This is a genomic window from Kitasatospora sp. NPDC059722, assembly GCF_042733235.1.
In the GTDB taxonomy this organism is placed as follows: domain Bacteria; phylum Actinomycetota; class Actinomycetes; order Streptomycetales; family Streptomycetaceae; genus Kitasatospora.
Genome location: NZ_JBHWGD010000058.1, coordinates 43,057 through 54,634, shown reverse-complemented (window position 1 = coordinate 54,634; position 11,578 = coordinate 43,057). Strand labels below are relative to the sequence as shown.

At 73.6% G+C, this 11,578-nt stretch carries 13 protein-coding genes; 9 read left to right on the top strand and 4 right to left on the bottom strand.

Annotated features, from left to right (window positions below; translation table 11 throughout):
• Window positions 1–174: 174 nt before the first annotated feature.
• Window positions 175–669: an FBP domain-containing protein gene (locus ACFV4F_RS30280; RefSeq protein WP_380507150.1), complete on the bottom strand. Its 495-nt coding sequence runs from the start codon at window positions 667–669 to the stop codon at window positions 175–177.
• An 81-nt stretch (window positions 670–750) separates the two neighbouring features.
• On the opposite strand from ACFV4F_RS30280, the gene ACFV4F_RS30275 reads away from it, so the two are divergent.
• The 3 genes from ACFV4F_RS30275 (at window position 751) to ACFV4F_RS30265 (ending at window position 3,320) form a co-directional block, all read left to right on the top strand.
• Complete coding sequence (locus tag ACFV4F_RS30275) at window positions 751–1,332, top strand: TetR/AcrR family transcriptional regulator (RefSeq protein WP_380497011.1); 582 nt, start codon at window positions 751–753, stop codon at window positions 1,330–1,332.
• Window positions 1,333–1,461: 129 nt separating this feature from the next.
• On the top strand, window positions 1,462–2,172 hold the full coding sequence (locus tag ACFV4F_RS30270) for a DUF6193 family natural product biosynthesis protein (protein WP_380507147.1): 711 nt from the start codon (window positions 1,462–1,464) through the stop codon (window positions 2,170–2,172).
• A gap of 365 nt (window positions 2,173–2,537) precedes the next feature.
• Entirely contained in the window at window positions 2,538–3,320 is a 783-nt protein-coding gene (locus ACFV4F_RS30265) for a class I SAM-dependent methyltransferase (protein WP_380448734.1), read from the top strand.
• A 146-nt stretch (window positions 3,321–3,466) separates the two neighbouring features.
• Here ACFV4F_RS30265 and ACFV4F_RS30260 read toward each other — a convergent pair whose 3' ends face one another.
• The gene (locus ACFV4F_RS30260; protein WP_380448737.1) at window positions 3,467–4,069 is read right to left on the bottom strand and encodes a hypothetical protein; all 603 of its coding nucleotides are present in this window, start codon (window positions 4,067–4,069) and stop codon (window positions 3,467–3,469) included.
• Window positions 4,070–4,121: 52 nt separating this feature from the next.
• A complete protein-coding gene (locus tag ACFV4F_RS30255) occupies window positions 4,122–4,598 on the bottom strand; it encodes a MarR family winged helix-turn-helix transcriptional regulator (protein ID WP_380448739.1) in 477 nt (158 codons plus the stop codon).
• A 112-nt stretch (window positions 4,599–4,710) separates the two neighbouring features.
• Here ACFV4F_RS30255 and ACFV4F_RS30250 point away from each other — a divergent pair, with 112 nt between their 5' ends.
• Complete coding sequence (locus ACFV4F_RS30250) at window positions 4,711–5,967, top strand: alpha/beta hydrolase (RefSeq protein ID WP_380448741.1); 1,257 nt, start codon at window positions 4,711–4,713, stop codon at window positions 5,965–5,967.
• Between the two features lie 52 nt (window positions 5,968–6,019).
• Here ACFV4F_RS30250 and ACFV4F_RS30245 read toward each other — a convergent pair whose 3' ends face one another.
• A complete protein-coding gene (locus ACFV4F_RS30245; RefSeq protein WP_380448744.1) occupies window positions 6,020–6,676 on the bottom strand; it encodes a TetR/AcrR family transcriptional regulator C-terminal domain-containing protein in 657 nt (218 codons plus the stop codon).
• Between the two features lie 81 nt (window positions 6,677–6,757).
• Here ACFV4F_RS30245 and ACFV4F_RS30240 point away from each other — a divergent pair, with 81 nt between their 5' ends.
• The 5 genes from ACFV4F_RS30240 (at window position 6,758) to ACFV4F_RS30220 (ending at window position 11,483) form a co-directional block, all read left to right on the top strand.
• Complete coding sequence (locus ACFV4F_RS30240) at window positions 6,758–8,218, top strand: FAD-dependent oxidoreductase (protein ID WP_380507156.1); 1,461 nt, start codon at window positions 6,758–6,760, stop codon at window positions 8,216–8,218.
• Between the two features lie 186 nt (window positions 8,219–8,404).
• Entirely contained in the window at window positions 8,405–8,953 is a 549-nt protein-coding gene (locus ACFV4F_RS30235; protein ID WP_380448508.1) for a hypothetical protein, read from the top strand.
• A gap of 30 nt (window positions 8,954–8,983) precedes the next feature.
• Window positions 8,984–9,958, top strand: a complete 975-nt coding sequence (locus tag ACFV4F_RS30230; protein ID WP_380507144.1) for a GNAT family N-acetyltransferase — start codon at window positions 8,984–8,986, stop codon at window positions 9,956–9,958.
• Between the two features lie 300 nt (window positions 9,959–10,258).
• Window positions 10,259–10,789 carry an RICIN domain-containing protein gene (locus ACFV4F_RS30225; RefSeq protein WP_380497002.1) on the top strand — a complete coding sequence of 177 codons (531 nt, stop codon included), beginning with the start codon at window positions 10,259–10,261 and terminating at the stop codon, window positions 10,787–10,789.
• A gap of 157 nt (window positions 10,790–10,946) precedes the next feature.
• Window positions 10,947–11,483 carry an RICIN domain-containing protein gene (locus ACFV4F_RS30220; RefSeq protein WP_380507141.1) on the top strand — a complete coding sequence of 179 codons (537 nt, stop codon included), beginning with the start codon at window positions 10,947–10,949 and terminating at the stop codon, window positions 11,481–11,483.
• The last annotated feature ends 95 nt before the right edge of the window (window positions 11,484–11,578 follow it).

Here is an 11,578-nt window from a genome sequence, read left to right as displayed (position 1 = left end):
GGGGGGGGCGGCCGCCCCCCCCCCGCCGCCCCCCCCCCCCGCGTCGCCGCGCGCCCCGCCGGCCGGGGGGCCGGGGGGGGGGGGGCCCCGCCCCCCCCCGGGACGGTGCGGGGGCGGGGGCGGGGGAGAGGAGCCAGCTCAGGGTGACGTCCCACAGCGGGCCGCCACCCGCGGTCATGCGGTGACCTTGGCGACGAAGGCGGCCAGGTTCGCCACCGTGCGCTGGATCTTCTCCTCCACGGTGAGCGACTCGTGCAGCTTGGTGCCGACCTCCCGCCTGCCGCGCACGTAGAGCGAGCACGCGAGGTCGCTGCACATGTACGCGCCCACCGAATTGCCCTCCTTGCCCGCCTTGCCGGCCCGCGGGGCGACCAGCAGCGAGACGCCACCCGTGTGCGTGGTCACGCACAGCGAGCAGATGCTGCGCCGGGCCTGCCAGGAGGCCCCGGAGGACGAGCGCAGCGCGACGGCCACCGGGCGGTCGCCGAAGCCGGGGAGTTCGGCGACGAGGTAGGAGCGGTCGGGGGCCTGGGGATCCCGCCAGCCGAGGAAGTCCAGGTCCTCCCAGGGCTGTTCGGCGAGGTCTCGCGGCACGTTCAGGCGCGAGGCCTCGCCCTTGGTGGTGTTGACGAAGGCGGCACGGATGTCTCGTTCGGTCAGCGGCTTCATAGGGATCAACGTAAATTACCTAGGAGCATTAGGCAAATGTATTATTGCTCCAGGAGACCGTGGGAAGCAGAGGGGAACCGCATGGCGCGCGTAGGACTGACCGCCGAACGCCTCACCAGGGCGGGGGCGGAACTCGCCGACGAGGTCGGCTTCGACAAGGTGACCGTCTCGGCGCTCGCCCGGCGCTTCGGCGTCAAGGACGCGAGCCTCTACTCGCACGTCAGGAACTCGCAGGACCTCAAGACGAGGATCGCCCTGCTCGCCCTGGAGGAGCTCGCCGACCGGGTGTCCGCCGCCCTCGCCGGGCGGGCCGGCAAGGACGCGCTGACCGCCTTCGCCGACGCCTACCGCGACTACGCCCGCGAGCACCCCGGCCGCTACGCCGCCGCCCGGCTCCAGCTGGACCCGGAGACCGCGCGCGCCAGCGCCGCCGTCCGCCACTCGCAGATGACGCGCGCTATCCTGCGCGGCTACGACTTCGTGGAGCCGGACGAGACGGACGCCGTCCGGCTCCTGGGCAGCACCTTCCACGGCTACGTCACGCTGGAGACGGGCGGCAGCTTCGCCCACACCCCGCGCGACACCGAGGACACCTGGGCGCGCATCCTCGACGCCCTCGACACGCTCCTGCGCAACTGGCCGAAGAGCCCGCCGATCGGCTAGCCAGGAGCCCCGGGCCGGCTGGGTCGTCGAAGGGCACCTGGTCGAACCCGGGGCCGCCTTGCCCGGAGCCGGGAGGGCCGGCACCTGATCGACCGGGACCGTCGATGCGCTCGGCGGCATACTGGCGGGATGAGCTTCGGGGTGGGGTCCGGCGAGAGCAACTGGGGTGGCGGGGTGCTCCAGGAGACGTTGGGGCGTGTGGCGGAGGGCCTCGGGGTCGTCTTGCCTGAGCCGGACGGGCAGTGGAGCGGCACAGCGGTGTACGTCGACGCGGGGCTCGGCCGGCGGGTGTCGGTGCGTCCGGCCGGCGAGCAGCGGCGTGCCTTCTGGGTGTACCTCCAGAGCAACGGCCGGCGCCTGGCCTGCGGGTGGACCGCCGATCCGGCCGAGGTGGTCAGGGCGGCGGTGGCCTGGATCGGCGGAGCGGGGCTCGAGGAGACCAAGGAGCAGGCTCCGTGCATCGAGTTCCGCCCTTGGGCCCTCGCGCACGAGCGGGAGCCGCTCGGTGCTGTCGAGTTGGCGTGGTGCCTCAAGCTCGACGGCGTCCACATGCCGCCGATGAACCGGTTCCCGCGCGTGCATGCGCTGTTGGCGGCCGCGTACGCCCAGCCGGTGCTCCGCCAACTGATGCCGGTGACCAGCCACTTCAACCTCTGGTTCTCCACCGGTACCACGGCGCGATGGAATACGACACGGGTCGGGTACATGATCTGGCCGCACGATGAGGGGTTCTACGGGGTACGGAACCGGAGCGAGTTGCTCGCGCGCTTCGAGACGCCGGAGGAGGCCGTCGCCTTCGTGGTCGCCGTCCTGCCGGACGGGATCGGGCCGGCACGTTAAGCGTTGGTCGAGCGGTAGCGGTAGCGGCAGCGATCGTGTTCGTCGCCACGTCCGGCTGCACCTGTCCCCAGCGCTCTTGATCGCCAGGAGACCGTTTAGCGGGCCGGAACGCCCGCGAGTCGCACCTCCGAGGCGCCCGGGCGCCAGCGGACTTCGGTGACGGGCGCCCGGCCGGAGCCCTGGACGAGGCGCAGGGGCAGGTCGAGACGGTTGGTGACTCCCGTGCGGCCTTGAGCCGACCTCGCCCTCGGGGCTGGGTCTACGATCACACCAACGGCAGGCAGGACCGGCCTGGGAGGCCCCGGCCCGCCGACGAGCCCGGTGAGCACGCCGGGCGGGTGCTGGACCGGCTGAAGGGGGACCTCATGGCGCAGCGGACCGGGCGGACGGCGGACGGCAGTGCGGGCGACGCGGACTACGGCGCGATCGGCGGCTCGTACGCCGCCTACCGGCGCCCCGAACCGAGGATCGCCGCACTGATCGAGCAGGCCCTGGGCGGGGCCCGTACGGTGCTCAACGTCGGTGCCGGGGCCGGTTCGTACGAGTCGGAGGCCTTCGACGTGACGCCGGTCGAGCCGTCGGCGTCGATGCGCGCGCAGCGGCCCGCGCACCTGCCGCAGGCGGTCGACGCGGTGGCGGAGGACCTGCCCTTCCCGGACGACGCGTTCGACGGCGCGATGACGACGTTCAGTGTCCACCAGTGGAGCGACGTGAAGGCCGGCCTGCGCGAGCTGCGCCGGGTCACGCGCGGCCCGGTGGTCGTCCTGACCTGCGACCCGGACCTCGTGCGGGACTTCTGGCTGTACGAGTACGCGCCGCTGGTGCTGGACACCGAGGCGCGGCGCTACCCGTCCGTCGCCGACATCACCGAGGCCCTGGGCGGCGAGGCCGAGGTCACCGTGGTGCCCGTCCCGGCCGACTGCGTCGACGGCTTCAACGAGGCCTACTACGCGCGCCCCGAGATGCTGCTGGACCCGGCCGCCCGGCAGTCCTGCTCGGCGTGGAGCTTCGTCCCGGCGGAGCTGGCCCGCGAGTACACCGACCGGCTGGAACGGGACCTGGCCTCGGGGGCGTGGGACGAGCGGTACGGCCACCTCCGGCAGCAGGCGGTGCTGGAAGGCTCGCTGGTCCTGATCCGGGCCCGGTAGTAGCCGGCGGCCGTCCTGATCAACGCCGACGGCCTGACACCGCCCGGCGCCGTCAGCGCGCCGGGCGGAGCGGTCCCGGGCGGTCCCGGGCGGTCCCGGGCGGTCCCGGGCGGAGCCGTCCCGGGCGGAGCCGTCCTGGGCCTCCGTCACATGGTGCCGGAGAACAGCAGGGCGACCAGCTTGCCGTCGTCGTCCCGGCCTTCGAGGCAGAGGGCGGACTCGTCGCCGACGCGGAAGGCCAGGACGTTGGCACCGGTCGCCTCGTTGACCACGACGTCGACCCACGCGGGGACCTTGCCGGCCGCGTCGGCGGCGTCGAGCTCGGCTCCGACGTGCTCCACGAAGGCGCTGAGGTCCTCGAAGGCCTCCGGCCGGACGGAGCGGTCGCGGAACGCGTCCATCGCGGTCGAGTCCCACAGGAAGCCGAAGTCCGGCCCGAGCGGCTGCCAGTCCTCGACGGCGTCCTCGAACTCCGCCCCGGCGATCTCCTCGGGGCCGGCCAGCGGCACGAACACCATCTCCACCGCGCTCGACTCCCGGCCGGTCACGCCGTCCCGGAACCGCCGCACGCCGACGTACACGGGGTGCGAGCCCGGCGGGACGTCACCGCACGCGCTCCACTCGGGCGGCGCCGGGCAGCTGAACACCACGCCCTCGACCACCTTCAGATCGCCGATCCGGTGGAACTCGGTGGGCTCGCCCTGGACGTACTCGTCGGCCAGGGTCTGCAGCAGTTCGTTGATCTCCATGGCCGCACATTCTGGCGCACCCCACCGACAGCCGAGGCGGTCGGGCTGGTCCTCACAACCGGTCGTAGACGGCCGACAGCCGCTGGAGCACCTCGGCAGCGCGGTCGAGGGCGTCCGCGTCGTAGTCGGACAGGTCGGCGTGCAGGGCGTCGGTGAGCGCCTGCTGGCGCCGGCGGTGCCGCTCGCGGCCGGCGTCGGTGAGGGCGACCACGACGGAGCGCTTGTCCTCGGGCGGCCGGGTGCGGGTCACGTAACCGGCCGCGACCAGGCCGTTGACCAGTTGGGTGGCGGCGGCGCCGGTGGTCTCGGTGCCGGCCGCGAGTCCGCTGATCGTCAGCGGGCCCCGGTCGGCGAGGGTGCGCAGGGCGCGGGCGTGGGTGAGGGAGAGGGCGCCGGGGGTGCGGGTGGCGCGGCCGCGCAGGCGGGCGTCGGCGGCGCTGAGGCGGTAGGCGGCCCGGGCGAGGCGGTCGAGGGCGTCGGCGCGCTCGGGGGCGGGCTCGGGGGCGGGCTCGCGGGTCGGCTCGGTCATGTGCGGGTCTCCTCGGCGGTGGTGGCTTGACACCAGCTTAGGTTAAGTACTTAATCACTAAGTACTTAATCACTAAGTACTTAGTGATCCGGAACCCGAGAAGGAGACCGCCATGACCACCCGTTCCACCGGCCAGAGCTGGGCCCTCGACACCGCGCTCGCCCAGGGCGGCTTCGACGCGCTGCACCCCGAGGCCGTCGGCACCATGGAGCAGCTCGGCCACGACCACACCGACTTCGCGAAGGTCTTCGCGCTGGTCAGGAGCGGTGCGATGCTGCCCAAGGCCTGGGCGACGGTCGCCGCCCAGGCGGAGGAGCGCGCCGCGCACCACGAGCGCGGCGGTTTCGCGCGGACCGCCGCCGACCTCTACGGGCGGGCCGCGGTGATGTGGGGCCGCGCCCAGTACTCGATCTTCGACGCGACCGATCCGCGCAAGGCCGCGATGCGCACGCGCACCGACCACTGCGTCGAGCGCCTGGGCGCGCTGCGTGACGGCCGGGTGCGGCGCGTCGTCCTCGACTTCGAGGGCGGAGCGATCCACGCGCTGCTCCACCTGCCCGCCGGGCCGGTCGAGAACGCGCCGGCCGTCATCCTCGGCCCGGGGATGGACATGATCAAGGAGGACTACATCTGGGCAGCCGAGCGCTACTACACCTCGCGCGGGGTCGTCGCACTGTCCATCGAGGGCCCCGGCCAGGGCGAGACGCGGGCCGGCGGGCTCACCGTCGACCTCACCAACTACGAGCGCGCGATCGGCCGTTACCTCGACCACCTGGCCGCGCTGCCGGAGGTCGACGCGGCACGGATCGGCATGTTCGGCATCTCGATGAGCGGCTACTGGGGCTCGCGCGCCGCCGCCACCGACGGCCGGCTGGCCGCGCTCGCCGCGTTCGAGGCCGTCACGGGCGACTTCGCGACCATCTTCGAGCGCGCCCAGCCGACCTTCAAGAACAACTACATGTACATGGCCGGGTACACCGACGAGGAGGCCTTCGACCGCGACCTCGTCCGCCACCTGCCCCTCGGTGACCTGGTGGACCGGATCACCTGCCCGGTGCTGTACGGCATCGGCGAGTTCGACGAGCTGACCGACCTCGGGCAGGCGCTGGAGAGCTTCGAGAAGGTCCGGGCGCCGAAGGAACTGCGGGTCTACGAGGACGAGTTCCACCCGCTCGGCGGCGTGGCGGCCGAGGTCTTCCGGTTCGGCGCCGAGTGGCTGGAGCGGGCGCTGGCGGGCGAGTTCGCGACGCCCGGGCGGGACGTGCGGCACTACGTCCGCCGCGACGGCAGCACCGTCGACGGCAGCGCCGATCCGACGTGGTGGCTCGGTGCCGCGCCGGCGCACCTCGACGCGGTCCGGCGGGGCTGAGCAGCGGCCGAGGGGCGGCCGGGGGCGGGTCCGGGGTCAGGGGCGGCGCCGCTCAGGTGAGCAGCGTCGCCTCGACCCCGGCGAGGACGGCGGTCAGCCCCAGCTCGAAGCCCTCGTCGAAGTCCCGGAACATCACCCGGCCCGCCTCCGCCGCGAGCGGGTGGGCGGCGAGGCGTTCGGCGCGCGCGTCGACGTCGTACGCCTCGCCGCCGGCGAACGGGTCGGCGCCCATGGCCTGTTCCTCGACCACGTAGCCGATCGTGTAGCTGTACGCCGTGTACCAGGCGCGGGCGGCGGCGGACGGTGCGAAGCCGGCGTCGACCAGCAGGCGCAGGGCGCCGTCCAGGCCGGGCGCGTACGAGGTGTCGGTGAAGCGGGCGCCGCTGTAGACCTTGGCACCGTCGCGGTGGCGCAGCAGCTCGGCGCGCAGGGCGCGCATCGTCACGCGGTACGCGTCGCGCCAGTCGCCCCCGGCCGGCCAGGCGGACCCGGCCGACATGCGGCGCATCATCTCGGTCGCCATCTCGTCGAGCAGCGCCTGCTTGTCCTTGAAGTGCCAGTACAGCGCCGGTGCCTTGACGCCGAGTTCGGCGGCGATCGCGCGGAGGGTGAGGCCGTCGAGGCCCACCTCGTCGAGGAGTCTCAGCGCGGTGTCGGCGACCAGCTTCCGGTCGAGCTTCGGGGTTCCCGGGGTTCTCTGCGGCGTCACGGTTGACAGTTTAACGCCGTTAAGGGCAGGCTGCGGACAGCCGCCGTTTAACAACGTTAAGGAGAGTGGCCCGTGTCCGCGCTGCCCGTGTCCGCGTCGCCCGAATCCGTGCCGTCCGAATCCGCGCTGCCCGAATCCGTGGACGTCCTGATCGTCGGCGCCGGCCCCACCGGCCTCGCGCTCGCCCTCGACCTCGCCCGGCGCGGCGTCCGGGCGCTGCTCGTCGAGCGCGCCGCCGAGCTGTTCCCCGGCTCGCGCGGCAAGGGGCTCCAGCCGCGCACGCTGGAGGTGCTGGACGACCTCGGCGTGCTGGCCGGGGTCCGCGCGGTGGCCGGGCACTACCCGGTGAACCTGTTCTGGAAGGACGGCGAGCCCCAGGGCGAGCGCCGCATGTACGACCCGACCGAGCCGTCCGAGGCGGAGCCGTACACCGAGACGCTGATGCTGCCGCAGTGGCGCACGCAGCGCGTCCTGTACGGGCGGTTGCGCGAGCTGGGCGGCGACGTCGCCTTCGGCCGCGAGCTGGTCGGCCTCGCGCAGGACGCGGACGGCGTGACGGCCGCGTTCGCGTCGGGCGCCCCGGTCCGGGCCCGGTGGGCCGTCGCGGCCGACGGCGGGCGCTCGACCGTCCGCCGGCTGCTCGGCATCGGCATGGCGGGGGAGGACATCGACCCGGCGACGATGCTGGTCGCGGACGTCCGGCTCGCCGACGGGGCGCTGGACCGCGATCACTGGCACGTCTTCCCTGCGGGCGAGGACCTGCTGGCGCTCTGCCCGCTCGCCGGGACGGACGACTTCCAGCTCGTCGCGAGGTTCCCGGAGGGGACGGCCGTGGATGCCACCCTGGAGGGGATCCGCAAGGTCGTCGCCGCTCGCTCTCACCTGACGGCACGTCATGTTGTCGACGTGCGCTGGGCATCCGAGTTCCGGCCGCGGACGGGACTCGCGGACCGGTTCCGCGACGGACGCGTGTTGCTCGCCGGCGACTCCGCACACGTGCACTCGCCGGCCGGCGCGCAGGGCCTGAACACCAGCATCCAGGACGCGTACAACCTCGCCTGGAAGCTGGCCGCCGTGCTCTCCGGCGCCGCCCCGGAGGCGCTGCTCGACACCTACGAGGAGGAGCGCCGCGCCAACGCGGCGGAGATGCTCGACCTCTCGACGCGCGTGCACCGCGGCGAGGTCCGCCGTGGCCGCGCGACCCAGCAACTCGGCCTCGGCTACCGGGAGTCGACGCTCTCGGAGGACACCCGCACCGGCCTCCCGGCGGACGCCCTCCGGGCCGGCGACCGCGCCCCGGACGGCCGCCGCGGCGGCGTCCGCCTCTTCGACGCCTTCCGTGGCCCGCACTGGACCCTGCTCGCCGTCGGCACCGACGCCGACCTGCCCGACCTCGGCGTCCCCGCCGTCCGCATCCCGCCCTACAAGGCGTACGGCGACGGCGTGTTCCTCATCCGTCCGGACGGCTACGTCGGCTGGGCGGGCACGACGGCGGACGGCCTGGAGTCGTATGCGGCCCGTCACGGCGTGCGCGGCGCTTGACCCACGCGGCGCTTGACCCGCGCGGTGCTCGACCCGCGCGGTGCTCGACCCACGTGCCGCTCGACCCACGCGGCGCTTGACCCGCACGGGCGAGGGGGCGTGCCGCCCGGCCCGGGCTGCGGGGGAGCGGCGGTTCGCGGCCGGAGACTGGGGGCCGTCGCCGCCCGCCGCCGGACAGGAGAGACCGTGGCCGACCACAGCCCCCGGGAGAAGACCGACGGCCAGGTCGGCGTCCTCGGCATCGCGCTCGGCGCGGTCCTGGCGGTCGTGTTCGCCCAGGGCTCGTGGCAGTGGTTCTCCACCTACCTCGGCGTGATGCTGCTCGCGGTGGTCCTCGCCTGCACCCGCCTGCCGACCCGCGCGCCCGGGCCGGTCACCGGGTACGTGCGCAGCCTGACGGCGTACGCACTGGTCGTCGGCCTGTGCGTGGCGATCGCGCTGGCCCCGGCGATGCAGCGGTGGCGGTGGCTGTTCCCGATGCCGGGTACGCGCGCGGGCTGCGCCGAACTGGGCCGCTACCAGGCCCTGACCGCGCGGCAGGCGGTGGGCGGCCTGGCCGTACAGGACGGCGCGGCGGTGGCCCACGCCCAGGCCGACCAGGCCCGGCACGCCGTCGACGCGTGCCTCGCGGCCACGACGACGCTGTGGCTGCCGGTCTACGCGCTGGGGACCGCGGCGCTGGTGGTCCTGGTCTCGTGGCGGCTCGGCCGGAGGAGAGCCACAGGCTCCCGGTGAGAGGATGGCCGGGACTCGAAAGGGGAGCGGATGGGCCTGGACGTCGTCCCGTTCGAGGAGCGGTTCGCGGAGCCCGCGGCGACGCTGCTCGCCGGGGAGCATCCGGACGGCGGGCTGGACCTCGCCGACCCGGTCGTGGCCCGTCGCCTCGTGGCGGCGTGGCAGGGTGCGGGCCCCGCTGTGGCCGCCGTCGAGGGCGGCGAGCTCGTCGGATTCCTGGCGGCGTCGGTCGACGGCGTTCCCGGGCCCCAGCAGGCGTCGATCCGGCTCCAGCAGCACGCTGCCGTCGGCGGCCGGAAGCGCGAGGCCTACCGCCGGCTCTACGCGGCCCTGGCCGGTCGACTCGCCGCCGTCGGACGGTTCGAGCACACGATCACGGTCTCGGCCGTCCACGGGGAGGTCACCACGGCCCTGTTCGAACTCGGCTTCGGCATCGACCAGATCAAGGGCCTGCGGCCCGCCGTCGCCTCCACCGGGCAGGACGTCCGGCTGCGCGAGGCCGGGCCGACGGACCTCCGCAGACTCCTCGAACTCACCGTCGAGCTGCAGCAGTTCCACGCCACCTCGCCGATCCTCCGGCCCGCGCTCCTCGACGTCCCCGCCGTTCGGGACGGCTTCCTCGCCGCTCTCGGCGACGACCGGCGGCTGCTCCTCGTCGCCGAGGAGCACGGGCGCGTCGTCGGCATGATGCAGGCGGAGGCCGACCAGCGGCACCGTTCCACGGCGGTGATCGGCATCGCCTCGGTGACGGCGTCCGTCCGGTCCGGGGGCCTCGGCACGGCGCTCCTGGCCGGAGTCTGCGACTGGGCCGCCCGCCGGGGCTTCGCGAACGTCGCCGTCGGCTGGTCGTCCGCGAACCCGGTGAGCGACTCCTTCTGGCGCGGACGCGGCTTCGCACCGGTCGGCTACAAGCTCACCCGCCTGATCGACGCCCGCGTCGCCTGGGCCGACAGTCGGCTGGGCTACGCCCATCACCTGCCGGGGGGCTCGCCGCTCCCTCTGTGACGAACTCCGCTCACCAGGACCAGAGAGGGCGGCACCCCGTTGTCGCCCGCCGCAGGCACCAGTGGCGCGGTGACGGTGATCGTCGCCGCGTCCGCCATCCTCGCCCTCCAGGTCCGCAGGGCGGCGGGTGCCGGAACGGTGAGGACGGTGGCTGCCGTGGGCAGCTGACGGTCAGAAATATTTTTTCGAACGGACCTGCAACCTCCGTGGCACCCACACGTCTGTGGAAGTGAGAGGCGGGGGAATCGCCAAGTGCCTCTCACTTCCACAACACACACGTATGGCTCCATAGGGGGAACCATGTCCATCCGCTCTGCCGCCGCCGTGCTCGTCCTGGGCCTCACGGCCGGCCTGGTCGCCGCCGCCCCGGCCTCGGCCGGGAACAACCCCTGGCCGAAGTTCACGCCGCTGGCGGCCGACACGACCGTGCAGATCCAGGCCGACTTCAGCGGCAAGTGCCTGGCCGTCGCAGACGCCCGCACCGACGACGGCGCGCCCGTCGTCGAGGCGGCCTGCACGGGTGACGACAGCCAGCAGTGGAACATCACCAACGGCTACGCGTTCAACGTCCACAGCGGCAAGTGCCTTGAGGTGCCGGCCTGGAGCCGCACCGCGGGCACCGCGATCGACCAGTGGACCTGCAACCAGGGCGACAACCAGCGCTGGGGTCAGATCAACATCGTCGGCAGCAACACCATCGCCATCCCCAACTGGAACAGCGGCCTGATCCTCGACGTCGACGGCGCGAACCACGCCGACGGCACCCCGGTGATCCAGTGGTACTCGGACTACCACGCCAACCAGCGCTTCACCCTCAACCCGGTCGGCTGACCCACCCCGCACCACCCCGGCCCCCGGCCCGGCCACCACCGGGCCGGGGGCCACCTTCGGCGCGTCAGGGCGCCGATCCTCGGCGCTGCGGACAGTGGGGGGAACACCAAGTTCCGTTCGCGCCATACGACATCAGTCAGGACCCACAGGGGGGGCCATGACCATCAACTCCACTGCCAAGCGCCGCATCGGCTCCGTCGCCACCGCCGGGCTCGGCCTCGGCCTGGCCGTCGGCCTGCTCGCCGCCCCGGCCGCGGCCGGCTTCACGTACCACCCGCTCGCGGCCGACTCCACCGTGCAGATCCGGACCTTCGTCGGCAAGTGCCTCCAGATCGCGGACTCCCGCACCGACAACGGGGCTCCCGTCGTCCAGGCGACCTGCAACGGCGCCCCGGGCCAGCGGTGGAACATCTCCGACGGCTTCGCCGTCAACGTCAACAGCGGCAAGTGCCTTGAGGTGCCGGGCTGGAGCAAGACCCAGGGCACGGCCATCGGCCAGTGGGACTGCAACGGCGGTGACAACCAGCGCTGGGGCAAGGTCAACGTCGACGGCAACACGCTGGCCGTCGTCAGCTTCGACAGCGACTTGGTCCTCGACGTGTACGGCGCCGGCCACGACGACGGCGCTCCGCTCGTCCAATGGGGCGGGTCGCGCTACGACAACGAGCGCTTCACCCTCGCCCCGGTCGGCTGACCCACCCCGCACCACCCCGGGGCCCCGCGCCCCCCCCCCCCCGCCGCGGCCCCGGGGGGGCGGGCCCGGGGGCTTTTTTCAATTGTCTCTGGCCC